The 24,315-nt window shown below is 52.6% G+C and carries 21 protein-coding genes and 1 pseudogene; 7 read left to right on the top strand and 15 right to left on the bottom strand.

Annotated features, from left to right (window positions below; genetic code table 11):
* Positions 1-63: 63 nt before the first annotated feature.
* Complete coding sequence (locus tag NST44_RS23155; RefSeq protein ID WP_007128026.1) at positions 64-408, top strand: transposase; 345 nt, start codon at positions 64-66, stop codon at positions 406-408.
* On the top strand, positions 345-1,238 hold the full coding sequence (locus NST44_RS23160) for an IS3 family transposase (protein ID WP_138919311.1): 894 nt from the start codon (positions 345-347) through the stop codon (positions 1,236-1,238). The genes NST44_RS23155 and NST44_RS23160 overlap by 64 nt, the downstream gene beginning before the upstream one ends.
* A 67-nt stretch (positions 1,239-1,305) precedes the next feature.
* Here the strand turns inward: NST44_RS23160 and NST44_RS23165 are convergent, their stop codons facing one another.
* The gene (locus NST44_RS23165; RefSeq protein ID WP_007130314.1) at positions 1,306-2,478 is read right to left on the bottom strand and encodes a GNAT family N-acetyltransferase; all 1,173 of its coding nucleotides are present in this window, start codon (positions 2,476-2,478) and stop codon (positions 1,306-1,308) included.
* A gap of 267 nt (positions 2,479-2,745) precedes the next feature.
* Between NST44_RS23165 and NST44_RS23170 the strand changes: the two genes are divergently transcribed.
* Positions 2,746-3,288 (top strand): NADPH-dependent FMN reductase, encoded by a 543-nt coding sequence (locus NST44_RS23170; protein ID WP_007130315.1) that lies wholly within the window; start codon positions 2,746-2,748, stop codon positions 3,286-3,288.
* 113 nt (positions 3,289-3,401) lie between these two features.
* Here the strand turns inward: NST44_RS23170 and NST44_RS23175 are convergent, their stop codons facing one another.
* Positions 3,402-4,103, bottom strand: a complete 702-nt coding sequence (locus NST44_RS23175; protein ID WP_340900703.1) for an ArsR/SmtB family transcription factor — start codon at positions 4,101-4,103, stop codon at positions 3,402-3,404.
* Positions 4,104-4,202: 99 nt separating this feature from the next.
* Between NST44_RS23175 and NST44_RS23180 the strand changes: the two genes are divergently transcribed.
* Positions 4,203-4,823, top strand: coding sequence for a flavin reductase family protein (locus NST44_RS23180; protein ID WP_340900704.1), 621 nt, complete (start codon positions 4,203-4,205; stop codon positions 4,821-4,823).
* Between the two features lie 187 nt (positions 4,824-5,010).
* Here NST44_RS23180 and NST44_RS23185 read toward each other — a convergent pair whose 3' ends face one another.
* Positions 5,011-5,520 (bottom strand): GyrI-like domain-containing protein, encoded by a 510-nt coding sequence (locus NST44_RS23185; protein WP_213616855.1) that lies wholly within the window; start codon positions 5,518-5,520, stop codon positions 5,011-5,013.
* A gap of 246 nt (positions 5,521-5,766) precedes the next feature.
* On the opposite strand from NST44_RS23185, the gene NST44_RS23190 reads away from it, so the two are divergent.
* The gene (locus NST44_RS23190) at positions 5,767-7,029 is read left to right on the top strand and encodes a cytochrome P450 (protein ID WP_340900708.1); all 1,263 of its coding nucleotides are present in this window, start codon (positions 5,767-5,769) and stop codon (positions 7,027-7,029) included.
* A gap of 174 nt (positions 7,030-7,203) precedes the next feature.
* On the top strand, positions 7,204-8,121 hold the full coding sequence (locus tag NST44_RS23195) for an aldo/keto reductase (RefSeq protein ID WP_340900709.1): 918 nt from the start codon (positions 7,204-7,206) through the stop codon (positions 8,119-8,121).
* A 227-nt stretch (positions 8,122-8,348) separates the two neighbouring features.
* Here NST44_RS23195 and NST44_RS23200 read toward each other — a convergent pair whose 3' ends face one another.
* The 11 genes and pseudogenes from NST44_RS23200 to ric all read right to left on the bottom strand — a co-directional run bounded on the left by NST44_RS23200 (position 8,349) and on the right by ric (position 22,121).
* Entirely contained in the window at positions 8,349-9,668 is a 1,320-nt protein-coding gene (locus NST44_RS23200) for an MFS transporter (protein ID WP_340900711.1), read from the bottom strand.
* A gap of 242 nt (positions 9,669-9,910) precedes the next feature.
* A complete protein-coding gene (locus NST44_RS23205; RefSeq protein ID WP_340900713.1) occupies positions 9,911-10,633 on the bottom strand; it encodes a YwiC-like family protein in 723 nt (240 codons plus the stop codon).
* Between the two features lie 131 nt (positions 10,634-10,764).
* Positions 10,765-12,288 carry a nitrate/nitrite transporter gene (locus NST44_RS23210; protein WP_340900714.1) on the bottom strand — a complete coding sequence of 508 codons (1,524 nt, stop codon included), beginning with the start codon at positions 12,286-12,288 and terminating at the stop codon, positions 10,765-10,767.
* A gap of 172 nt (positions 12,289-12,460) precedes the next feature.
* Positions 12,461-13,108 carry a response regulator transcription factor gene (locus tag NST44_RS23215; protein ID WP_007130324.1) on the bottom strand — a complete coding sequence of 216 codons (648 nt, stop codon included), beginning with the start codon at positions 13,106-13,108 and terminating at the stop codon, positions 12,461-12,463.
* Positions 13,105-14,184 (bottom strand): sensor histidine kinase, encoded by a 1,080-nt coding sequence (locus tag NST44_RS23220; RefSeq protein WP_340900719.1) that lies wholly within the window; start codon positions 14,182-14,184, stop codon positions 13,105-13,107. The genes NST44_RS23215 and NST44_RS23220 overlap by 4 nt, the downstream gene beginning before the upstream one ends.
* Positions 14,181-14,651: a GAF domain-containing protein gene (locus tag NST44_RS23225; protein WP_028405543.1), complete on the bottom strand. Its 471-nt coding sequence runs from the start codon at positions 14,649-14,651 to the stop codon at positions 14,181-14,183. The genes NST44_RS23220 and NST44_RS23225 overlap by 4 nt, the downstream gene beginning before the upstream one ends.
* 50 nt (positions 14,652-14,701) lie before the next feature.
* Positions 14,702-15,394: a respiratory nitrate reductase subunit gamma gene (narI, locus tag NST44_RS23230; protein ID WP_007130327.1), complete on the bottom strand. Its 693-nt coding sequence runs from the start codon at positions 15,392-15,394 to the stop codon at positions 14,702-14,704.
* Positions 15,391-15,960, bottom strand: coding sequence for a nitrate reductase molybdenum cofactor assembly chaperone (narJ, locus tag NST44_RS23235; RefSeq protein WP_340900722.1), 570 nt, complete (start codon positions 15,958-15,960; stop codon positions 15,391-15,393). The genes narI and narJ overlap by 4 nt, the downstream gene beginning before the upstream one ends.
* Positions 15,953-17,487 (bottom strand): annotated as a pseudogene (gene narH, locus NST44_RS23240) (nitrate reductase subunit beta). The gene narJ and the pseudogene narH overlap by 8 nt, the downstream one beginning before the upstream one ends.
* Entirely contained in the window at positions 17,477-21,151 is a 3,675-nt protein-coding gene (locus NST44_RS23245) for a nitrate reductase subunit alpha (protein ID WP_340900723.1), read from the bottom strand. The pseudogene narH and the gene NST44_RS23245 overlap by 11 nt, the downstream one beginning before the upstream one ends.
* A 271-nt stretch (positions 21,152-21,422) precedes the next feature.
* Positions 21,423-22,121 (bottom strand): iron-sulfur cluster repair di-iron protein, encoded by a 699-nt coding sequence (gene ric / locus NST44_RS23250; RefSeq protein ID WP_340900724.1) that lies wholly within the window; start codon positions 22,119-22,121, stop codon positions 21,423-21,425.
* Between the two features lie 337 nt (positions 22,122-22,458).
* Between ric and hmpA the strand changes: the two genes are divergently transcribed.
* Complete coding sequence (hmpA, locus tag NST44_RS23255; RefSeq protein WP_340900725.1) at positions 22,459-23,667, top strand: NO-inducible flavohemoprotein; 1,209 nt, start codon at positions 22,459-22,461, stop codon at positions 23,665-23,667.
* On the opposite strand, the gene NST44_RS23260 is transcribed toward hmpA, so the two are convergent.
* Positions 23,631-24,152, bottom strand: a complete 522-nt coding sequence (locus tag NST44_RS23260; RefSeq protein WP_007130333.1) for a Crp/Fnr family transcriptional regulator — start codon at positions 24,150-24,152, stop codon at positions 23,631-23,633. The two genes, hmpA and NST44_RS23260, sit on opposite strands and share 37 nt — an antisense overlap.
* Between the last annotated feature and the right edge of the window lie 163 nt (positions 24,153-24,315).

Consider the following 24,315-nt stretch of genomic DNA (forward strand, 5'->3'; position numbering starts at 1 on the left):
TCCCCTTTAAGTAGACAGTGTGTAAAAAGCGCATTAAAGTCTACTTTGGAGGGGATTTTTTCCATGGGCGAAATAAGAAAGACATATGACATCGAATTTAAGCGCAAGGCTGTTGCGATGTTCCTGGAGGAAGGTCTTGGCTACAAGACGGTAGCCAAGACCTTGGGCATCGATGATAGGATGGTTCGAAGATGGGTGGCTCACTACGAGCGAGAAGGAATTGAGGGTCTCAAGGAAAAAAGAGGCACCTCGACGGGTTCGAAGAACGGGAGACCGAAGAAGGCCAAAACCTTGGAGGAAGAAGTCCTGCGGCTGCGAGCGGAGAATGCCTTGCTAAAAAAGCTATGGGAACTGCAAAGGGGGCAAGAGCAAAGCGACGTCAAACCTACCAAGCCATCGAAGCGCTAACTAGCAACTACCCCGTGGCCTTGCTGTGTGAACTGGCAGGTATCGCTCGAAGTAGTTACTACAAATGGGCAGCCAGAAAGAATAATCCAACGCCCAAACAGATCGATGAGCAGGCTCTGAAAGAGAAGATTCTAGAGTGCCATACTCAGCTAAAGGGCATTTACGGATACCCACGGATTCGTGTCTGGCTAAAGAAAACCTTTGGCTTGAACGTCAACCATAAGCGTGTGTACCGGCTGATGAAAGAACTGGGGATTCGTGCGCGCATTAGGCGAAGGAAGCCATACTTTGGCCGTCGGGAGGCAGGGATTACCTCAACCAATGTACTGAATCGGGATTTTAACGCCACGGCACCCAATACGAAATGGGTCACCGATGTGACCTATCTGCCAATCGGCTCTCGCTTTCTGTACCTGTCGGTTATTTTTGACCTGTATAACAACGAGGTGGTTGCCTTTCGGATCGGACGCCACAACAATTTAAAGCTTGTGCTGGAGACCGTACAAGCAGCTGTACATAAACGCAAAGTAGCCAACCTGCTGCTCCACAGCGACCAGGGCTTCCAGTATACTCACAAGGAGTACCATGCTTTTTTGAAGCGTAAGAAAATTAAAGTGAGTATGTCGCGTAAGGGAAACTGCTGGGATAACGCTTGTATCGAGAGCTTCTTTGGACACCTGAAGTCAGAATGTCTTCGACTCGACACTTTCTCGACCGAGGAAGAGCTCGTAAAGGCAATTGAACGATATATCCATTTTTACAACCATGAACGTTTTCAACAAAAACTAAACAACCTTAGTCCGGTTGAGTACCGAACTAGGGTTGCTTAAGGCTGCTTTTTTAGGCTGTCTACTTGACAGGGTTAAGTTCAGGGATCAGGCTTTTTGTTACGGAATCTTAGAAAAAGTCCATCAGCAATGTCTGCCGAACAGGAACAACCGAATCCAGCTCTGCCGCCTTTTGCGTTTCCCCTTGAATGCGGCCGGCTTTGTGCAGGGTTTGCACCCTCTTATATCCCGTTAGAATAGCGCTTAACGCCTGAATGTCCAGGGTCAGGTCAGCTTCCGCACCTTCCTTCGTCTCCAGCAATTCTGCCTCTCCCCTGCCATCGATATTGACGGATAAGCGCCACACCCCGTCGTTCCAAGGAGCGGCGGCATCCTGCACCTTGAGCGTAATTCCAACCTCCACATCCCTCATAAACGGATACTCCTCCAGAAGTGATTTCAGATCGACGATCCGTGCCATGAAATATGGGACCGTCTCTTGCGATACCCGCGGGTCCGGAAGCAGGAATGGCAGCTCGTCGTCTACAGGAACCATCTTGAGGCTTACTTGCTCAATGCGCGAATCATGATTGGCGAAGAAGGTCCACAGGGCGCTGCGGGCTTCTTCATTCAGAAAGACAAACTCATCGCATGTCAGCTCCTTGTCCTTAAGCTGGTACAATGCATAGCCCTGAGGCTCCCCGTCAGCCGAATAATAGATCACATTGTGCCCGTCATCATCCAGAACGGATTGCTTCCACCACTCTTCAGTCCGAAGCAGCGTCCCGTTATACCCGCTTGCAAATGAGCGATAGACGGAATCAAGTGCCGGCAGATCCGCCGCATCGCGAACGATCCGTCCCGGCGACTCGGTCTTAGGCGGAAATTTATGTACAGGGATGACGTATTTCTTATACTCCGCATACAGCTCCCACCCAAATTTGCGATAAAAGGGGATGGAGAACGGATGCAGGAAGGAGACCGTCTGACCCGCGTTCTTCATTTCGTTCAAAGCATGCTTCAGAAGCCTTGAAACATGGCCCTGCCTGCGGTTCTCCGGCCATGTCGCAACTCCTGCGATGCCGCCCATGTCAAAAGCCTTGCCATGAAGATATGTTCGCAGCGGCAGAATGGTCAGCTTCGCCTGCAGGTCCGCCCCATCGAAAATTCCCCAGGTCTGCTCGGGTTTGAAGCGGCTTTTCCGCTCTTCTTTCTCCTCGGGTGTCAATGTGTATTGAAATGCATATTCACCTAATGATGTGCTGGCTTCGAACTCGTCCGTTTTCAACTGTCTGATCATCATGTTATCCACCTCGCAATTTCTGGTATGCGCCTCCCAAGGGTATCGACAAGATAAAGATCTTATCATAAGGGACAGCGGGTCCGATTACTCTACTATAGCATTTACATGGCAACGAGCTACAGACACAAACTCTCTTGATTTAAGGATAATTAACAAACTTTTTGTTAGCTACTTGACATTAATAACCGACTGAGTTTATGATTATCTCATGCAACCAGGACACCAACAAAGATAAAATACAATTTCAATAATCAGGAGGGAATTACAGTGTCGAAATTGAACATCGGTATTATTTTGGGCAGCACACGTCAAGGCCGCTTGAGCCCACAGGTAGGCGAATGGGTGAAGAGCATCGCCGATCAACGCGGGGACGCGAATTATGAGATCGTAGACATCGCTGACTACAAGCTTCCGCTGTTGGGTGAGGCCGATGCGTCCGAGCAGGCAGCCGCATGGAATGCAAAGCTTGCCAGCCTCGACGGATTCGTATTCATCGTGCAAGAGTATAACCACAGTATTACAGGCGCGCTGAAAAACGCCCTCGATTACGCACGCGAAGCTTGGAATAACAAAGCTGCGGGGATCGTAAGCTACGGCTCCGTCGGCGGTGCGCGCGCTGCCGAGCATCTGCGCGGCATTTTGGGCGAATTGTCCGTTGCGGACGTTCGCATTCACGCTGCGCTGTCCTTGTTCACGGATTTCGAGAACGGAACGGTGTTTAAGCCGGCCGACCTTCATCTTACGAACGTGAACGGCATGCTGGACCAAGTGCTCGCATGGAGCGGTGCTTTGAAAACCCTGCGTCAATAATCGTTATAAGGGACTGCTGCGACATCATGGTGATGATGGCGTGCAGTCCTTTTTTATTTTTCCGGCTTACATAAGGAAATAAATAGCTGCAGAGAAGCTCATCTCAAACGGAATTAACGGCCCTCAACATCGATCCCGAAGGTTGCCTTGAAGCCCTTCTTCCCCTTCTCCGTGACGCGCACGGCCCGTGTTTTTGGCAAACGTTCGATCCATTTCAATTCGAGCATCTTCTCAAGCAAAACGCTTCCCAGCGATCCCGCCAGATGATGGCGTCTTTCGCTCCAATCCAGGCATTTATGCGAGAAGGAACGGCGCTTTGCTCTCGCCCGGTCCAGATCCAAGCGGAAATCCCTAAAGAAGGCTTCCCCTGCAGCGGTTACCTCAAATTGCTTATGGTTTTCGTCAAGAACTCCCATCTCCAATAAGGAAGTCGTCAGCTGGATTCCCAGCTTCCCCGCTAAATGATCGTAACAGGTCCTTGCGGAACGAATCGCCCGGTCTTCGTCAGCTTGCCTGAGCGATTTGATTTCCACCGGGGGCGCGATTGACAATAAGGACTCCAGCATCCGTGCGACCTCCGGGTCCCGGATGCCATAATATCGATGCCTCCCCTGCTGTTCAACGCTGACGATGCCCGCATCCGTCATTTTAGACAGATGGAAGCTCGCCGTTTGCGGTTTGATTCCCGCCATATAAGCCAGCTCGCTTGCCGGGTGAAAGCGGCCGTCGAGCATCGCGATGAGCATGGCCGCACGCGACCCCTCGCTAACAAGCGATGCAACGATCGCCAGATTAGCGTTTGCCTGTGCCTTCATTTCATTTCTCCTCTCATGTCATCCATATTTCGATGATAATCGAAACATCCCTGGACTACAATGATTCTGGAAGAACGAAATGAATCAGGAGGAGAAACCATGCACACATCTACAGAAAAACCGCTTATCAAGACCATTCATCCAAGCATCCTCTACTATGGTACACCCGTTATTCTTCTAACAACATTGAATGAGGACGATAGCATGAACATTTCACCTTTGTCTTCATCATGGGCGCTAGGACACTCCATCGTGCTAGGCATCGGGCTTGGGGGAAAAGCGATCGAGAACCTTAAGAATCGCCCGGAATGCGTGATTAACGTACCGGATCCTTCACTATGGGAGCAGGTTGAGAAGCTTGCTCCGTATACCGGTAAAGATCCCGTACCGGACTTCAAGCTTCGAAACGGATTCCGGCACGAAAAAGATAAGTATGGAATCGCCGGGTTGACCCCAGTCCCCTCCCTGTCGGTCACGCCTGCACGTATTCAGGAATGTCCGATACAAATTGAGGCCCGCGTCAGCAACATCCACAGCCCTGCTAATGCTTCATTATTTGCCATTGTTGAAACGGAAGCAATCCATGTGCACGCCCACGAAGATATCGTACGTGACGAGAACCACATTGATCCAAATCAATGGAGTCCGCTCATTTATAATTTTCGGCACTATTTTGGGCTTGGCGATCGGCTTGGAAAGACGTTTCGTGCGGAGACCTAAATCGAAAGATCTACCGATGGCCGTCCTTCCAAAGCGAGGTCCCCATCCTATATGCAGCGTTCTACTTGTAGAGATCCTCTAATCAAATATGAGCGAGCCCGCTCCTGACTAGGATGCGGGCTGGTTTATATTCTTCGATGACAGGCCTTATAGTCCAAAAGGCCCGTTATGTATCTATCATACGATATTAACGAATATACGCCCCATAATCCAAAATAACCTTTCCCTTGTCATCCGGCGAAGCAAAGCGCTGCGGGTGATACTTCTCGAAGAACCACGGATTTTCTTTAAGCTTCCAGCCTAGCTCGGCCAATTGGTCCATGCATTGATTGTGGGGGCCAATGCCGTACAGCTCCCCGCTATCATCAGATCCGTGCAGCCAGCAGATGCCTACGTCACTCTCCGCAATATCGGCATGCGCATAACCTTCCGGAACTTCGGTCTCAGAGGGAAACAGCATGCCAATCCAATATTCAAACTGTCCTCCCTCCATTCGCATCATTCCGTAAGAAGCCCCTTCCGACTCCGGCAGGGGACCAAGGTTAACAAGCTCATCGAACCAACTGCTCGCGATCCATTCCCCCCACTTCTCCCCAAAGCTGCCTACAGCATCGCGGTCCCGATCTGTATATCGTTTGCCGATCAGCCGCAGCGCCGGCAAATGCTCCTGATAAACCTTAATGACTTCAGCCGCCATCTCTCCTAACAACCTCCTAATTTAGAATGGTCTCCCAATCCTTTATTTTTCGATGAAGCCATCTCCATTTCCTGCAATAGACATCCAACTTATACATTTTTGAACAGAGAAATCTCGCGGAATCAGGCAATCGGTTACTGGCGATCAAGTCCATGATTTATTCAAACAGCAGCTCGGCGGGTATTAAGGTAGTATTCGTTCACCAGCAATGATCGCTTCCCAATTTAAATCAGCAGGAGGTTTCATATGGAAACATCAAGACCGATTCCAAAAGAAGAAGGCATAGACAACAGCTTGAGCGTGCTCCGCGAAGGCTATCTCTACGTGACCAACCGGGCCATCGGCTTTCAATCCGACATTTTTGAAACACGGCTCTTAGGCGAACGCGCCATCTGTATGCGAGGCGAAGAGGCGGCCAAGCTTTTTTACGACGGTGAGAAATTTCAGCGGCATGGCGCGGCACCGAAGCGTGTGCTGAAGACCTTGTTCGGTGAAAACGGCGTGCAAACCCTTGACGGTGAGGAGCACCGGCACCGGAAAGCGATGTTTATGTCTATCATGAACCGTGATGGCCTTCTGGCTATGCGCGAGATCACTCGAAAGCAGTGGATGCTCGCTGTCAAACGCTTTGAGGAGCTGGAGCAGATTGTTATCTACGATGAAGCCAAGGAGCTTCTTTGCCGTGCTGCCTGTGAATGGGCCGGCATCCCCATTTCCGGGGAGGAGGTGAAGGAGAAGACGGAATGGCTCGGTGCCATGATTGAGTCCGCGGCTGCAATCGGCATCAAGCATCGGCGTGGAAGAATGGCCCGCTCGAAGGCAGAGCAGTGGCTGGAGGGCTTGGTGCTGGACGTGCGCGAAGGCCGAATGCATCCGGCGAACGGAACGGCCCTCTCCGTTTTTTCCAAGCATCGGGTTCTGGCCGATAATAGGCTCGACCCGAAGGTCGCAGCGGTCGAAATCCTGAATATCCTGCGTCCGATCGTAGCCGTTGCAGTCTACGTCTGCTTTACAGCACTTGCTGTCATTCAGCAGCCGGAAGAGCGCGAGAAGCTGATGTCCTCTGAGGAAGGCAAGCTTCAGCGTTTTGTTCAAGAGGTTCGAAGATTCTATCCGTTCTTCCCCTTTGTCCCCGCCCGCGCAATCCGGGATTTTACGTGGAAGGGTTATGAATTTAACAAAGGTGTGCTGACGATCCTTGACCTGTACGGAACGAATCATCATCCAAAGCTATGGGACCAGCCCGAGCTGTTCAATCCCGATCGGTTCAAGGATTGGAACGGAAGCCCGTTCAGCTTTATTCCCCAAGGCGGTGGAGATCATGATGCCGGTCACCGCTGCGCCGGTGAATGGATTACGCTCGAGATCATGAAGGAAAGCGCGGATGTTCTGGCTAACTGGATTCGGTATGAAGTGCCTTTGCAGGACCTCAGCTTCCGTTTTCATGACATGCCGTCCATGCCGCACAACCGCATCATTATCCGCAACGTGAAGCGTTTAAATTCGTAATCAAGTGTCTGGACGAATAATCCTCCCAATCCGTATCCATGGTACGAAGCGCTGCACGATGTCGGAGTTGTTTAGGACAAATAACTCTTGTACAACCTCCTTTGAACATGTCACAATAACAAGAGAGACTTTTGCCACAGCAACTAAACCTACAATGAATCGGAGGGTCTTGATTTGAAAACGATTAAACTTGGAAGCAGTTCGCTTGAAGTACCTGTCGTAGCCGTCGGCTGTATGCGAATAAATTCGCTGGATAAAGCGGAGGCCGAGCGTTTCGTTCAAACGGCGCTTGAGGAAGGGGCCAACTTTTTCGACCATGCCGACATTTACGGCGGCGGAGCCTGCGAGGAAATCTTCTCCGAAGCTATACATATGAGTGCGAGCGTCCGCGAGCAGATCATTCTGCAGTCGAAATGCGGGATTCGTCAAGGGATGTTCGACTTTTCGAAAGAGCATATTCTGAATTCGGTTGACGGCATTTTGAAAAGACTGAACACCGAATACCTCGATGTGCTGCTCCTGCACCGTCCGGATGCCCTTGTTGAGCCGGAAGAGGTTGCCGAAGCATTTGATCAGCTTGAGCGCTCGGGCAAAGTAAGACACTTCGGTGTATCCAATCAAAACCCGATGCAGATTCAGCTGCTGAAAAAAGCCGTGAAGCAGCCGATCGTGGCTAACCAGCTTCAGCTCAGCATCACGAATGCCACCATGATTTCAAGCGGAATCAATGTGAATATGGAGAATGAATCCGCCGTCAACCGCGACGGCAGCGTGCTGGACTTCTGCAGGCTGCATGATATTACGATTCAGCCATGGTCCCCATTCCAATACGGATTTTTCGAAGGGGTATTCTTGGGAAGCGACAAATTCCCTGAGCTGAACCGGCAGATCGATGAGATCGCAGAAAAATATGGCGTAAGCAATACAACCATCGCCATTGCCTGGCTGCTTCGCCACCCTGCCCGCATGCAGCCCGTGATCGGCACAATGAATATCGATCGCTTAAAGGACTGCATCAAGGCGAGCGATATCGTGCTGACGCGTGAGGAATGGTATGCGATCTACCGCGCGGCAGGCAATATTCTTCCATAAGCGCTAGCAGAACATAATTACGGTCAGAGCATAAACACTGTAGAACATTAGCACTGACAGCTCATAATTACAGTCAGAGCATAAGCACTGCAGTACATTAGCACTGTCAGTTCATAATTACGGTCAGAGCGCAAGCACTGCCAAATCATAAACTCTGTCAGCGTAAAAACAGCCTCCGGACCAAGCAGACCGGAGGCTGTTTTATTCCTATGAAACCCGTTGCCGGATTAAGCGCTTTTGCTTGATTGCGCTGCCGTTTTACCCAGCTTGATCGATCCCAGGCAGACTGGGATCAATACCAGCGATAGCAAGCCTCCGGCCAGGGACAGCGTGCTGTAGCTCGTGCTGGCTGCGACCACGCCGGACAGCGCGCCGCCCGAAGCGCCGGCAAGGGCAATCAGCACATCAATCGTTCCCTGCGTCTTAGCCCGGGTAGTTGGATGCGTAGCGTCAACGATCATCGCCGTTCCGCTGATCAAGCCCAGGTTCCAGCCTACGCCAAGCAAGGCGAGGGCAAGGATGAGCAGCACAAGCGAATCGGCCGGCGCGAACGCTGCCAAGATCCCGGAGATCAACAGGACCATGCCGGATGCGATGGACATGGCAAGCCGTCCCACTTTATCCACGAGATAACCGGTAATGAGCGACGGGAGATACATGGCCCCGATATGGATGCCGATCACTAAGCCGACAGCACCTAGTCCGTGACCGTGATGCTTCATGTGGACCGGCGTCATGGTCATGATGGAGATCATCACCACTTGAGTCAATATCATCACGGCTGTCCCGACCACGAGCCCCCGTTTGTTCCCGTCCCCAGTTGTTGAATCCGAAGATGGCCCAGCGCTGGTACGGTTCGCTTGAGCGATCGCTTGCGCTATAGCGTAAGGATCGGGACGAAGCAACACCAGCAGCACCAGGCCAGCCAGTATGAATGCCGCAGCTGCTAGGATAAACGGTCCCGCTAAAGCGGGCACGCCGATCGACTCTGCGGCCCGGCCCATCACATTGACCAGATTGGGGCCGGCAACAGCGCCGAATGTCGTCGATACCATTGCCACACTGACCGCCGATGCACGCTGTGAAGGCTTAGCCAGATCCGTCCCTGCATATCTCGCTTGCAAATTAGTGGCTGTGCCAACACCGTAGATCAGCAATGAAGCAAACAGCAGAATGATGTTCTGTAAGGACGCTGCAATAATGACCCCGATTGCTCCAATCCCGCCGGCAAGGAACCCTGTTGCGAGACCCGGCCCCCGCCCGAAACGCTGGCTAAGCCGTCCGACATACCAAGCACCTAGCGCGGAGCCTACCGTTATCAGTGCGGCTGGAATACCCGCAAAGCTAGCGGTTTTAAGCATTTCCTGGGCAAGCAGCGCTCCGACGGTTAAGCCCGCCGCTAGCCCCGCTCCGCCGAATATTTGCGACAGGATCACGATAATAAGCGTTCGCTTGTACAGCCGTTCTTGAAGAACGGGAGACTCTATGTACTTCTGAATCTTTGGAAGTGCTTGTTCTCTTCCGGAACGTTTCGGTAGTTTCGGCATGATCCGCTCCCCTTTCGTATGCTATTCCTCAGAATACCATAGATTTCTCTCCTCGCTACCCTGTTTTTTTCAAAAGATGTCCCCTGATGGAATCCGGCACGAAAAACAGCCTTCGGTGGTCGATGCACCCAAGGCTGTTTGGCTTTGTATGGGATCAAATTGTGTTCTTCGACCTTCCCCCGCCACCCCTGACAAATGCCGGCTGCCTGGGAGGCGTTCACAGCGAGCTGCCCCCTTTACGGTTAAAGAACCATCATGCTGATCCCTAAAAATTGCACGGAACCTATAATTTCGATAATGCCAACCTTCATCGGCTTGATGACTTTTCCGGAAAACAGCCAGCTTCGGCAAAGCGGAAACAGAAACGCGGCAGCGAGCCAGGGTAAGCCGAGGATCAGAGGAACGGCCGGCGCAGCAACATGATACGCCCGCGAATAGACCGTATACCGCTTGTTCTTCCGTTCTCTGAAGACGGATTTCACGAAGAAAACGGTGCCGGCAAAATAGACCACATTCACCAGGGCTACAACCGCCAGCTCTTTACCGGCAGTTCCGCCGCCAAGCATATAGGCAGCCGCACCGCCTGTGCAGAACAGCAGAATCGCGCATAGATCATTCAGAAGCGCACGCTCCTTGCGCCGTACGACATGCCATATGTTAACGGTGATCAATGCAAGCAGCACCGGGGCGAACCACAGCATCCACGGGGCATGCCAGATGACGGGAATGAGAAACACCGCTCCGGCTGCAGCGTACCCGATTCCCCAATACACCTCTGAGGTCTGTTTTTTCCTCTTGAGCGATTGTAACAATGGATACGAAGCGAAATACAGCAGCAACCATGCCAAAAACAGCGGAACATGCAGAACGGTTGGCTTGGCCGCCGTCATTCCGATCATATAGGGGACGATGAGCATCGCCCATCCTCCGTGTTCCCGCGGTATCACGATCTTCGTTCGGTTCATCCTTCTCCCCTGCGCTTTCCAACTGAAATTCGATCCTGACCCCAGGCAACAAATGTTTGAAGATACTTGCAGTTTTCCCAAGTCTTTCGCTTCATCAAGGAATCACTGCCGCAGCGATGACGCTCCTGCCCCTACGTTGTCCGTGCCGTTGCTAGGCCCGCTGCCGCTTGTTCCGTAATGTCGCTGAATGTGCCTACATAATGAATAATATCTCCCGTTTCGTCCTTTACGGCATTGATCGTAAGCAGTTCAAGATACTCTTCCCCGTTCTTTCTGCGGTTCCAAATTTCACCCTGCCAGCTGCCCCGTTCTGCAATTTCCGTCCACATCTCGGTATAGAAGTCCTTAGATTGACGTCCCGATTTCAGGATGCTCGGATTTCTCCCGACCACCTCTTCCTCGGTATACCCGGTCAGCGCAGTGAATGCCGGATTGACCGCATGGATTCTTCCATTCGGATCCGTGACGAGAATGCCTTGGCCTGTCGAGTTAAACACCTTCGAGGAGACCGAAAGTTTGTCCTGAAAGTACATCCAGACGACGATGATAAAGCTGGCGAGGGCTACTTGAGATAAGGCCATGAATCCGATCGCATACTGACCCGTAACCGAATGGATGAACGACAGCATCAGCGGCGGAAAGAAACCGCCGAGACCGCCCATCATGGACACGATGCCGTTCACGATCCCGGCCTGCTTGTTGAAATACAGCGGAACGAGCTTGAAGATGATTCCGTTTCCCAGCCCGGCACCAACCGCAATCGTTAGACAACCGACGGTATATAAACCGATCGACGGGGAGAATGCCAACAGGATCGCAGCGCCCGTAAGTCCGATAAACACGCCCATCAGCAGGAACAGCGGTTTGAATTTGTCGGCAAGAAAGCCGCCGATCGGCCGCATCAATGTTGCAAGCAAAATGAATCCTGCAGTGCGGAGTCCCGCATCCACCTTGGCAAGCTCGAAATGCGTGACCAAGAAGTTCGGCAGGTAGACGGTAAATGCGACAAATGAACCGAAGGTAATAAAATAAAAGAGCGAGAAATACCACAGCTTGTCGTTCTTGTACACACTCCGAATCTGTTCCATGATCGGCGTCCGAACCATGACTTCCTTGCGGTCTCCCAAGAACACGTTCAACCCCGCAAAGATTAGCAGCAGAACCAGATACAGCTGCACCGTTCTCGACCAGCCGATCTGCGTGGCAATCACCGGTGCGGCAAAAGTCGTTACGGCGGTGCCCAGGTTCCCCATGCCGTAAATGCCGTTCACCAGCCCAAGCTTTTCTTTGGCATAATATTTGGGAAGCGAGGTGACGCCGACGGAGAATACGGCGCCGCCGATGCCGAGGAACAGTCCTCCGACCACAAGATGGGTAAACGTGGAAGCCGAGCTGATAAGATATACCGGAAATAAAAGCGCGATAAAGCTGACGATGAATACAACTCTTGCCCCGACGATATTGGCATAATAGCCGAGCGGAATGCGCAGCACGGAGCCCAGCACCACCGGAATGGCCGTCAGGATGGCAACGCGGTCAGCAGGAACCGGAATATCCTCGCGGATAAACGGCAGCAGCGCGGATATGATCACCCATACCATAAAACCGAGCACCAGATTCATCGTTTGCAGCGGCAGCTGCATTTTTTTGATCATCCCCATCACCTTTTCTCTCGAAAAATGAATGGCTTTCGTATCATGGATCCCCAATTCCATTGTAAGTGCATGTATTCACAAAGATAATAGGGAAGTTCCCTGATCCTTGACAAGGAACTTCCCTATTCATAGGCAGATGGTTTTCCTTCGACGGCTAATGTCCGTAGCAGTATCAGAAATCCAGCAGCTTCTTCTTGAGCGCATATTCAACCAGCTGGGGCCGGCTCTTTAAATTGAGCTTTTCCATAATTTTCGCTTTGTGTGCCTCTACCGTCTTCACGGATACATACAGCATCTCCGCGATCTCTTTATTCCCGTAACCCTTGGCAATCAAAGGCAAAATCTCAAGCTCCCGCTGCGAAAGACTGCTAAGCGGATCCTGCTCGGGACTTTCGCTGTCCTTCTTGATAAATTCCCGCACCAGTGAAGTGGCCATCTGCGGATGAATGTACGTGCCTCCGGCGTAGACCATCCGTATGGCGGAGATCAGCTCATCATCCGGCGCGTTCTTGAGAACATATCCGGACGCGCCGTTCTTCAACACATGAAACAGATAATCCTCATCGTCGTACATGGTCAGAACGATAATCTTGGTGCCTGGATAATCGGCACTGATTTTGCCGGTAGCGATAAGTCCGCTCTCGCCAGGCGGCATGCTCAGGTCCATCAGCAGCACATCGGGCCTGTGTTTGGCTACCATCGCGTATGCTTCCAGCCCGTCCGCTGCCGTAGCTACAACCTCCATGTCCTCCTGATAGTTGATAATCATCGAGAACCCGCTGCGAACGACGGCATGGTCGTCGGCAATGACAATCTTCATGTACGGTCCCCCTCCTGCATTACATCTTGAGACAGTGGTACACTGAGCTGCACCGTTGTGCCTGCGCCTGCCGACGAAGTCAGCGTAAACTGCCCGCCAACCAGCTCCGCGCGCTCCCTCATGCCGTACAATCCGAGCCCGGTCCCTTGCGCCTCGTTAATAAACATATTAAAGCCGACGCCCTCATCCCGGACGGTCAGCTGAAGCACCCCATTCTCCTCCCACAGCCGCACATGAACCTCATCCAGCCCGGAATACTTTAGCGCATTAAGCACGGCCTCCTGGCATACCCGGTAAACGACGGTCTCGATTTCGTTGCTGTACCGGGCTGCCGCAAGCTCGGCGGAAAAATGCACAAGCAGGCCATAATTCTTCTCCATCCATTTAAAGTGCGATCTGAACGCAGCTTCGAGGCCCAGATCGTCCAGCGATGCGGGACGAAGCTCTACCGATAAATGCCGAATATCGTCCAGCAGCCGCGTCAAGGACTGCTCCGTCTGCTGGATTTTATTGAGCACATCATCGCTTACGTTCATGTATTTCAGCACGCGCAAATCCACCAGGGAGCTGAGGAGCTCCTGCGCGACGCTGTCATGCAGCTCGCGGGAAATCCGCTTGCGTTCATCCTCTTGGGCTTTGATCACGTATTTCAGCATATGGTTACGCTGCAGCATTTCCTGCGTCTTCTGCTGTTTGGTAAGATCAAGCAGCATCAGTACGCGGATGCCCTGTTCTTCGTCGATCGTATGATAGCTTGCCGCGAACGGTACGACGCCTTCGTCCCTTGTCCTTAGATATACTTGAAAGGAAGAGAACTCTCCCTTAGGATAATTCAAATAGCAACGGGAGCAGGACATCAGCTCCTGTTCATCCGTGTATCCCTCGCAGGTTTGACAGAACGAGTCGTCAATCCCCGACTGAATCCGCTCAATGACATCGACCTCCAGAATCCGCTCGGCAGCCGGATTCATGCCGACAACGCCGCCTTTTTGATCCATAAAGAAGATGGCTTCCGTACCGTTCCGGTACAGCTTATCCAGCATTTCGCTCAATCGATCCCCGGTCATGGTAATCAAGTCTGCGACACCTCCCTGATCCGAAAAGCTCCAAACGTCACCCCGAGCTGCTCCCGGAAATCGTTAAAAACCGCCGGATTCATCCGGTTCTCCTCCCGGAACCCGGCCAGCAAAACGCCCATTACCCGGGCCTCCACCCACAGCGGAAGGGCCCCCAGACTCTTGAGCTTCTCGGCGGCAATGATCGGAAAATTAAATAAGTCGCGTGCACCAATATCGGCGTTAACGTTTTGAATGAGCATCGATTTTCCGGTCTTGAACACAATTCCGGCGACGCCTTTGCCCGAATGAAGCACGATCCGTTTAAACCGCTCATTGTGATTGCCTGAAGCATACTGCCACGTCAGCACAAACCGGTCTTCAGCAGGCTGGACGAGCGCTAGCGACACGAAATCGAATTGAAACCGATCCCGCAGCCTATCGATTTCCAGCTGATAATCATAGCCAGACTGTTCTATTACCGTCATAGCCCTAACTCCTCTGATGTAGAAAAGAAGGCCGCAAAGCCTTCTCTCGTCTACGATTCATATTTACGGTGCTTTCTATAAAGGATATATCTTCTTCCGACATAATTCAACGGAACGCTCCAGACATGGACAAGACGGGTGAACGGCCATAAAGCGAAAATACCGAGCCCGGCCAGAATGTGGATTTTGAAAGACAAAGGCACCTCTGTCATTAGTGACGCATCCGGACGAAGAACGAACAATTGGCGGAACCATACCGATATCGTCTCCCGGTAATTGAAATCCGGCTCCACTGCATTCGTAACCAGCGTACTATACATCCCCATAATAATGATGAACAGCAGCAGCACATTGACGATCAGATCCGATGCCGTGCTGAGCTTCCGAACGCTTCGCAGCGTAAACCTGCGCGATGTCAGCAGAACCATGCCTGCCAATGTCAGCATGCCGAAAGCGCCGCCGACATACACCGCTCCGATATGGTACAAATGCTCATTAACGCCGACCGCCTCCATCCAGGACTGGGGGATGCCGAGTCCCGCGACATGTCCCCCGATGACCGGGATGATGCCCAGATGGAACATCAGGCTGCCTGCTTTCAGCCGCTTCTTCTCGATAAACTCGCTGGATTTGGCCGTCCAGTTAAACTGATCGGTCCGGTATCTGTAGATATGTCCGACAATAAAGACCACGATGCAGACATAAGGGACAATGACCCACAAGAGCTGATCCATCATGTTCATCCGAGCTCCGCCTCCTGAATCGTGCACATTTTGAGCGTGTCGCGAAGCGCACGTATTAATCCGGAGTACGGGCTGTCCAGCCGATCCAGCTCCTTCAACAGATGATACGTTCCGTCCTCCAAGACCGCCAGCATAAGGGACAGGCTCTCCGTCGCTTCCTTCCTGTGCCCTTCCCACCGGGCGGCATATAGAAATTCACACATCAGGGGCAGATAATCCGAGAGCTCGGAGCTGGCTATTTCCAGACCGAACAGCTCGTAGGTCTCCTTTAGCCGGACAAGCATTTGCCCCCGCTCCCTGCTGTCCTCCATCTTGAAATAGGTCATGTACAGGGTCGTCTTTTTTTGAAAGTCAAACGTCTGAACATACAATTCTTCAATCTGCTCCAAGCTGAACTCATGCATGCTGTCCCAATATCGCTTGATTGAAGCATAAGCCGGGTGGCCCGCATCCCAGGCCTCCTCCAGGAGCGAAGGGTGAAAGTCCAGTTTATCCGGATAGGTGAGATGCCGTGCAAAAAAACCGAATGACGGTTGCTGCATCTGGAGCTTATCAAGATCAATCACGCCATATCCCCCCGTAGAAGTTTTCTTCATACAACTCCTTGCCGCTCTTATCGAAAGGATTATCCGGCCCGCAGCCGCCGCAGCCCGACTCAAAGCCTTCAAATCCCTGTGAGCGGTACACGTCCAGATGCTGCTCCTTATGCGAGGTTGGGATGACAAACCGGTCTTCGTATTTTGCGATAGCCAGCAAGCGGTACATTTCCTTCACCTGCTGCGTGGTAAGCCCTACCCGCTCCAATCGGCTGTCATCGTATTCGGCTCCCGAGGATTCGGCCCGCATGTAGGAACGCATCATCGCCATCCGCTGCAGCGCTCCTTTGACCACGGCGGTATCTCCTGCCGTCAGCAGGTTCGCTAAATATTGGATGGGCTGCGCATTTCCTCGATCGCCGGAAAGATCAGATCCGGATTCGCTACGGAATCCTTGCCCTCAAACACATTCATAATCGGACTAAGCGGCGGAACATACCATACCATCGGCAATGTCCGATATTCCGGGTGAAGCGGGAATGCCAGCTTATATTCGATTGCGAGCTTATACACCGGGGATTGCTGCGCCGCCTCGATCCACTCTTCGGCGATCCCGTCCGCCCGCGCCTGCCGGATGACCTCAGGATCGTGCGGATCCAAGAACAAACTGCACTGCGCTTCGTATAAATCCTGCTCGTCGGGAGTAGACGCGACTTCCTGAACTCGGTCTGCGTCATAGAGCAGCACGCCCAGATAACGAATCCGCCCGGTGCACGTTTCGGAGCATACCGTCGGCAGTCCAGCCTCGATTCTAGGAAAGCAGAAGGTGCATTTCTCCGCCTTGTTCGTTTTCCAGTTGAAGTAGACTTTTTTGTACGGACAGCCTGTCATGCAATATCTCCAGCCCCGGCATGCTTCCTGGTCCACCAGCACGATGCCGTCCTCATCGCGCTTGTACATCGCTCCGGACGGGCAGGAAGCGACGCAGCTTGGGTTCAGGCAGTGCTCGCACAGGCGGGGCAAATACACCATGAACGATTGCTCGAAGTTGAACTTGATTTCTTCTTCGATCTTCTCAATATTCGGATCCCGCGGCCCCGTTACATGGGCACCAGCCAAATCGTCTTCCCAGTTCGGTCCCCATTCCAAATCCATCGTCTCACCTGTCACGGCCGATTTCGGCCGGGCGACCGGCTGATGCTTCTTCTCCCCCGATGCGGTCAGATGCTCATAGTTATAAGTCCAAGGCTCATAATAGTCCTTCATTTCCGGCATATCGGGATTGTAGAAGATTTTGCCGAGCGCGATTTTGGACCATCTGCTGCCGGATTTGAGCTCCAGCTTGCCTTTGTTCAGCGTCCAGCCGCCTTTGTATTTCTCCTGATCCTCCCAGCGGAAGGGGTAACCGACGCCGGGCTTCGTCTCCACATTGTTGAACCACATATATTCAGCGCCCGGTCTATTGGTCCAGGTGCTCTTGCAAGTCACGCTGCAGGTGTGGCAGCCGATGCATTTATCCAAATTCATGACCATGGAGACCTGTGCTTTAATTTTCAAGCCAATCCACCTCTTTCATTTTGCGGACAGCCACGTACACATCCCGCTGATTTCCGATCGGTCCGTAATAGTTGAAGCCATAGCTGAGCTGCGCGTAGCCTCCCACCATCTGGGTCGGCTTCACGTGAATCCGCGTGGGCGCATTATGACTGCCGCCGCGGTCCTTCGTAATCTCCGAGCCCGGCACATTGATGTGCTTATCCTGGGCGTGGTACATGTACATCGTGCCCTTCGGCATCCGGTGGCTGACAACCGCCCGTGCGGTAACGACCCCGTTACGGTTGTATACCTCGAGCCAATCGTTGTCCTGAATATCATGAGCATTCGCGTCATCATTGTTGATCCATACCGTCGGCCCGCCGCGGAAAAGCGTCAGCATATGCAGATTATCCTGATAGGTGCTGTGAATATTCCACTTCCCGTGCGGTGTTAGATACCGGAGAACAAGTGCATCCTTCCCGCCGGCGACCTGCTTGTCGCGGGGACCCATCACCATCGGCGGAAGCGTCGGCTTGTAGACCGGCAGCGCTTCGCCGAACTGCAGAAACAGCTCATGGTCGATGTAATAGTGCTGTCTTCCTGTTAGCGTACGGAATGGAACCAAACGTTCGATATTCGTCGTAAACGGCGAGTATCTCCTGCCCATTTTGTTGGAACCGCTGAACACCGGGGTCGGGATGACCTCGCGCGGCTGAGCGGTTATGCTCTGGAAGGTGATTCGCTCTGCTGCCCGGTCTGCGGAAATATCCTTCAGCTTGATGCCGGTGTCTTCCTCCATCGCCTCCCAAGCTCGCTGGGAAACCCTCCCGTTCGTGGCTGATGATATATTCAGGATGACATCCGCTGCGTGCCGGGCCGTGTACAGTTTGGGCAGCCCATCCTTGATCGTTCCATCCTGGTACGTCCCGTTGATTCGTTTCAGCTCGTCGAATTCCTCAGCCACCGGGAAGCTCACGCCGTGGGCGCCGACCTTGCCGGCGGCCAAGTTCGGACCAAGCGTGATAAATTTATCGTAAATTTGCGTATAATCACGTTCGACCACCGTCAAATTCGGCATCGTTATTCCCGGTATCGCCTGGGCCTCACCGGCCTTCCAATCCTTAACCATACCGAATGGCTGCGAGATTTCCCCTTTGCTGTCATGGGCAAGCGGAGTAGCAACCAGATCCTTGTACACGCCCGGCAGATGGGTCTTGGCCATATCCGAGAAATCTTTGGCGATCGTTCGATAAATGTCCCAGTCCGAACGCGATTCCCAGAGCGGGTCTACCGCAGGATTAAACGGATGGACGAATGGATGCATATCCGTTGAGGATAAATCCGTCTTCTCATACCAGGTTGCTGCAGGGAGCACCACGTCCGAGTACATCGGCGTGGCTGTCATTCGGAAATCAAGCGCAACAAGCAGATCCAGCTTGCCCTCCACATCGCCATGCCACGCCACTTCCTCCGGCTTTTCTTCTTCATTCGGCTCTGACAGAAGATTGTCGGAGGCGCCCAGCAGGTGCTTCATGAAGTATTCCTGACCTTTTGCCGAGCTGGATATCAGATTTGAACGCCATACGAACAGCGAGCGGGGGAAGTTTTCCGGAGCATCGGGATCCTCAATCGCAAATCGCGTCTCACCTTTAACCAGCTGATCAAGCGCATGCCGAACGATCTCATCAGCTGTGCTCTTCCCTTCTCTCTCCGCCTCTTCCGCAAAAGCAAGGCTGCTCTTGTTAAACTGCGGATAGGAAGGCAGCCACCCGAGCCGTGCAGCCAATACGTTATAATCAGCAGGATGGCGGTACCGGATATCCCCGCCGGTCGGGGATTTCAGCGCATCCGCCCCCGACTCCTCATATTTCCACTGGTCGGTGGCGAAATAGAAGAAGGAGGTCGCATTCTGCTGGCGCGGAGGTCCTTGCCAGTCTTTGGCGAAGGCGACAGTCGACCAGCCCTCGATCGGCCGGCATTTCTCCTGGCCTACATAATGCGCCCAGCCCCCGCCATTCACTCCCTGGGATGCCGTAAGGATCACCAGATTCAAGATGGAGCGATATATCGTGTCGCTGTTGAACCAATGGTTGATCCCGGCCCCCATGATAATCATGGACCGGCCGCCGGTATCCAGCGCGTTCTGGGCGAATTCGCGGGCGATCTGAATGACGACCGAGGCTTTTACACCAGTGATCGCCTCCTGCCATGCCGGCGTATAATACGAGCTTGCATCCTCGTAATTTGCCGCCTCGAGCTCGCTCCCGACCCGCCGGATTCCATACTGGCTGAGCATCAAGTCATAGACGGTCGTCGCGAGACATGTTGTTCCATCGGCCAAACGCACCGTCCTTGCAGGAATCATCCGTTCGAATATCCCGCTGCCGCTGGAATCGAAATAGGGAAAACAAATGTTATGCCAATCCGCATTATGACCTTCCATCGAAAGAGCCGGTTCGATTCGTGTCCCGTCTTCCCGCTCCAGCATTAAATTCCATTTCTCTCCCTGCTCCCAGCGCTGGCCAATCGTGCCGTTCGGGACGATGATTTCACCCGTTTCCGCGTCCAGAATAACCGGCTTCCACTCGGCATTCGGCGAGGCGTCTCCCAGATCGCTTGCCCGCAAGAAACGTCCGGCTTTCAAGCTGTCTCCATGCGCATCGAGCATGATCAAGAACGGCATGTCGGTATACTGCTTCGCATAATTCAGGAACATCGGCTCCGCGCGCTCCCGATAATATTCGTTTAAGATAACATGCGTCATTGCCTGGGCAAGAGCTGCGTCCGTTCCAGGATTCGGTGCGAGCCAGTTATCGGCGAATTTCACATTCTCCGCGTAATCCGGAGCCACGGACACGACCTTGGTTCCCTTGTAACGCACCTCGGTCATAAAGTGTGCATCCGGCGTCCGGGTCAACGGCACATTGGAGCCCCACATGATGAGGTAGCCGGCATTGTACCAATCGCTGGACTCCGGAACGTCGGTCTGCTCCCCCCAGATTTGCGGCGAGGCGGGCGGAAGATCCGCATACCAATCATAAAAGCTGAGCATTTCTCCGCCCAGCAAGGAAATAAACCGGGCTCCTGACGCATAACTGATCATCGACATCGCCGGAATCGGGGTAAATCCGGCAATCCGGTCGGGGCCGTATTTACGAATTGTATAGATCAGCTGTGCGGAGATGAGCTTTGTTGCATCCGGCCAAGTTACGCGCACATGCCCTCCTTTTCCTCGAGCCTGCTTGTAAGCCTTGGCTTGATCCGGGTCCTCCACAATGCTGGCCCAAGCCACAACCGGATCCTCGTGCAACTCCAAAGCCTTGCTCCACATCCTCCAAAGCTTACCTCGGATATAAGGGTATTTAATTCGAAGCGGACTGTACTCATACCATGAGAATGAGGCTCCACGCGGACAGCCTCGCGGCTCAAATTCCGGCATATCCGGACCGCATGACGGATAATCGATCTGCTGGTTCTCCCAGGTAATGATTCCGTTCTTCACGAACACCTTCCAGCTGCAGGAGCCGGTACAGTTTACGCCGTGGGTCGTCCGAACGACCTTATCGTGCGACCAGCGCTTGCGGTACATATCCTCCCATTCCCGGCTTTTCTCTTCCAGGACGGACCAATTGTCCGAGTAGCTCTCCACTCTTTTGAAGAATGTCAGTCCCGATTTGCGTTTCATAGGACGCGTCAACTCCTTCTGCTTGAATGACCATGGTTGGGGAATCCATGTATCGTCCATTCGTATGCATTCATTATGCAGGTATCGTTGGAGGCATCCTACTAGGGAAACTCCTATATTCGCAGGGGAAATCCCTCGTCATGCTGGCGGCAGCCTTTTTTTCAGGCACGCACTGGGGTCCCCATCTTGGGAAGATGCAGATGCAAAAAGAACCCCTGCCCGGCGGGCAAAGGCTCTTGAATGGGTATCTATAATAACAGGATGGGCATTGCTATAGGAGCGTGCGAATTTCTTGGAACAGAACGTTGTTCTCCAAATGGATATGATCATAGGTGTCTTTCTCAAGACCCGCAAGGCGTTGATAGACAAGTCTGTATGTGCCGCATGCATCATCCGGCAGCTCCCAATCATTGGTGACCTCTCGAAGCTCCTGCAATATGCTGCCTGCACTGGAGTGCTCCTCCTCAAGCCCGCTTATCAGGGACAGTAATTGCTTTCCGGCATCCGTCTCGGATTCGGTGATGACCCGGACCATAAGCGGGAAGACATTCTGATCTTCATCCTGCGTATGCTCCAGCAGTTCCTTCTTGAGCTGCGTGAACAGCTCTTGAACCCGCAAAAGCTCAGGATGCCGTTCTCCGTGGACACGGGCAAGCTTAGTAACATATGGGGTCAGAGCCGGCAATTCATCACGCAAGAATGCATGATGCTTATGCTGAATGTGCTCGATGAGCTCAAGAGCGCCCAGGGAGGCCGGACGGCTCTCCTGGTATTTCTCAAATTTGTCCTGCAGCAGCTTGACCTGATTCAGGACAGCTTCGGGATCCAGCTGCCGCTGTGCGGCCGCATTCTCCAAGGGAATCTGGCCGCCGCAGCAAAAATCGATGCGAAGCGAACGGAATAAATCAGCCGTCTGAGGCACGGAGGAAACGATATCCGAGACATGGGTATGAAGCGTAATGGTGCTCATAGAAAAAAACCTCCTGTCATTTGTGGCCATAGCTTAGCTGCTGGCCGTTTCTCACGCCTCAAGTATAGACAGCCCTTTAATCCGCCTCAGTGATTGCAGTCATACGGATTGGGGACAAATTGTGAACGGCAGGCCCCGAAGCAGAAGCACCCATTCAAACCCTGCATGGAGCCCTAAAGGAAACGGCAAGCCTTCTTTAAAATGTACCTGTAAATGTTCCTGTTCAAATTTTAAAGTCACAAATTGTTGCGATTTTATGTGATTCAAATCACAATACCATGCGAAACGGGTTATCTATAATGATATCATCCACTTTATGAAAGCGAGGCGCAGCTTTATGCTAAGCGAAAAAACGATCGCAACCATCAAATCAACGGTTCCTGTCCTGGAACAACATGGCGTTACCATCACTTCCACCTTCTATCGGAATATGTTCAAAGCGCATCCGGAGCTGTTGAATATTTTCAACCATGCCAACCAGCAGCGAGGCCGCCAGCAAACCGCCCTTGCAAACACGGTGTATGCAGCGGCGCTGCACATCGACCATTTGGAGGCTATCCTGCCTGCCGTTAAGCAAATCGCGCATAAACACCGGAGTCTTGGCGTCAAACCGGAGCATTATCCCATTGTCGGGGAGCATCTGCTAGGAGCAATTAAAGAGGTGCTTGGAGATGCAGCAACCGAAGAAATTTTGCAGGCGTGGGAGGAAGCATACGGCGTCATTGCGGATGCATTCATTTCTGTTGAAGATGAGATGTATAAGCAATCGGAGACGCAGGTCGGGGGGTGGAGCGGCTTCAAACCGTTCCGGGTCGAGCGAAAAGTACGGGAGAGCGAAGTTATTACGTCCTTCTATCTCGTTCCGGCGGACGGAGGCCCGCTGGCCGCTTTTGAGCCTGGACAATATGTCAGCATCAGGCTACAAATACCCGGCGAAACTTATACCTTGAACCGCCAGTACAGTTTGTCTGATGCGCCTGGCAAGCCATACTACCGGATTTCAGTAAAACGGGAGGCCGAAGGCATTGATACTCCGGAAGGGAAAGTATCGAATTACCTCCATCAGTCCGTTGAAGAGAACGGGATCGTGGAGCTTTCGGCTCCTGCCGGCGATTTCACATTGAACCTGGAGGATTCGTCTCCGCTCGTCCTCATCAGCGGCGGTGTTGGGCTCACTCCGATGATCAGCATGCTGAACACCGCTGTTGAAGCACAACCGGGGCGTAAGGTGATGTTTATCCACGCAGCACGAAATGCCAATGTCCATGCAATGAAGCAGCATGTCGAGGAGCTCGCGGAAATGAATCCGAATATTTCTTACCGGTGGTGCTACAGCAACCCGGGCGCAGAGGATGGCGGATACCATAAGAGCGGATTGATCGACCTGGCATGGTTAAAAGATACCGTACCCGGGTCATCGGCAGTCTATTATTTCTGCGGTCCGATCCCGTTCATGAAGACGATCAACGACGCGCTTCTGGCAATGGATATTCCTTCCGACCGGATCCATTACGAGTTCTTTGGTCCTGCTGCAAGCCTTTCCTGACGGAGCAGCCGGTTGACCGTTTCCCGTCGCAGCCCGATCAGCTGGCCGATCTCCACTTGGGTCAGGACATCCGTAAGGCGCGCTGGTGAGATATACTGCTCGAACCACCGCTGAAGCTTGTGTAATCGCTCAATGGGCTCGATTTCGCTTAATTGATCAATCCGCTCCTGCATCATTCGCAGCTTATCCTGCAGCTGAAGCGCTATGGAACGATATCGAACCGGGTCCTGCTCCAAGGAACCATACCATTCATCCGGACGGTAAACTTGAATCTCGCTTGTCACTAATGCAACCGCCGTTCCGAAATAGGGCTTGGGCGTAATTAATGAATGATGCGGAATCGTTTCCCCGGGGACAATCAAATTGACTAGCAAAGCATTTCCGTCCTGGTGTACACGCTCGATTTTGAGCATGCCGCTCTTCACATGAAACAGCGGGCCTGATTCGCCTTGCCGAAATAAGGTTTCTCCTTTATGTAGGATCATAAACAGGTACCTCCTCAATCATGAAACTGTCTCTAATCATAGCGTAAGCGTCATGATATGATCAAGAAAACCCTGTTTATAGGCGATGATGATGTAATGGCAACCGCCCGGTTTCTCAGTTCGTTCTGAGGAACCGGGCTTTGCCGTTAATAGAAATTCCATG

The sequence above is a fragment of the Paenibacillus sp. FSL W8-0919 genome (assembly GCF_038003785.1).
Classification (GTDB): Bacteria; Bacillota; Bacilli; order Paenibacillales; family Paenibacillaceae; genus Paenibacillus_AQ; species Paenibacillus_AQ lactis.

Coding starts and splice junctions, on each gene's coding strand:
- NST44_RS23155 (WP_007128026.1), top strand. CDS start 64: ATGGGCGAAATAAGAAAGACATATGACATCGAATTTAAGCGCAAGGCT.
- NST44_RS23160 (WP_138919311.1), top strand. CDS start 345: ATGGGAACTGCAAAGGGGGCAAGAGCAAAGCGACGTCAAACCTACCAA.
- NST44_RS23165 (WP_007130314.1), bottom strand. CDS start 2,478: ATGATGATCAGACAGTTGAAAACGGACGAGTTCGAAGCCAGCACATCA.
- NST44_RS23175 (WP_340900703.1), bottom strand. CDS start 4,103: ATGAAGGCACAGGCAAACGCTAATCTGGCGATCGTTGCATCGCTTGTT.
- NST44_RS23180 (WP_340900704.1), top strand. CDS start 4,203: ATGCACACATCTACAGAAAAACCGCTTATCAAGACCATTCATCCAAGC.
- NST44_RS23185 (WP_213616855.1), bottom strand. CDS start 5,520: ATGGCGGCTGAAGTCATTAAGGTTTATCAGGAGCATTTGCCGGCGCTG.
- NST44_RS23190 (WP_340900708.1), top strand. CDS start 5,767: ATGGAAACATCAAGACCGATTCCAAAAGAAGAAGGCATAGACAACAGC.
- NST44_RS23200 (WP_340900711.1), bottom strand. CDS start 9,668: ATGCCGAAACTACCGAAACGTTCCGGAAGAGAACAAGCACTTCCAAAG.
- NST44_RS23205 (WP_340900713.1), bottom strand. CDS start 10,633: ATGAACCGAACGAAGATCGTGATACCGCGGGAACACGGAGGATGGGCG.
- NST44_RS23210 (WP_340900714.1), bottom strand. CDS start 12,288: ATGATCAAAAAAATGCAGCTGCCGCTGCAAACGATGAATCTGGTGCTC.
- NST44_RS23215 (WP_007130324.1), bottom strand. CDS start 13,108: ATGAAGATTGTCATTGCCGACGACCATGCCGTCGTTCGCAGCGGGTTC.
- NST44_RS23225 (WP_028405543.1), bottom strand. CDS start 14,651: ATGACGGTAATAGAACAGTCTGGCTATGATTATCAGCTGGAAATCGAT.
- narI (WP_007130327.1), bottom strand. CDS start 15,394: ATGAACATGATGGATCAGCTCTTGTGGGTCATTGTCCCTTATGTCTGC.
- NST44_RS23245 (WP_340900723.1), bottom strand. CDS start 21,151: ATGAAACGCAAATCGGGACTGACATTCTTCAAAAGAGTGGAGAGCTAC.
- ric (WP_340900724.1), bottom strand. CDS start 22,121: ATGAGCACCATTACGCTTCATACCCATGTCTCGGATATCGTTTCCTCC.
- hmpA (WP_340900725.1), top strand. CDS start 22,459: ATGCTAAGCGAAAAAACGATCGCAACCATCAAATCAACGGTTCCTGTC.
- NST44_RS23260 (WP_007130333.1), bottom strand. CDS start 24,152: ATGATCCTACATAAAGGAGAAACCTTATTTCGGCAAGGCGAATCAGGC.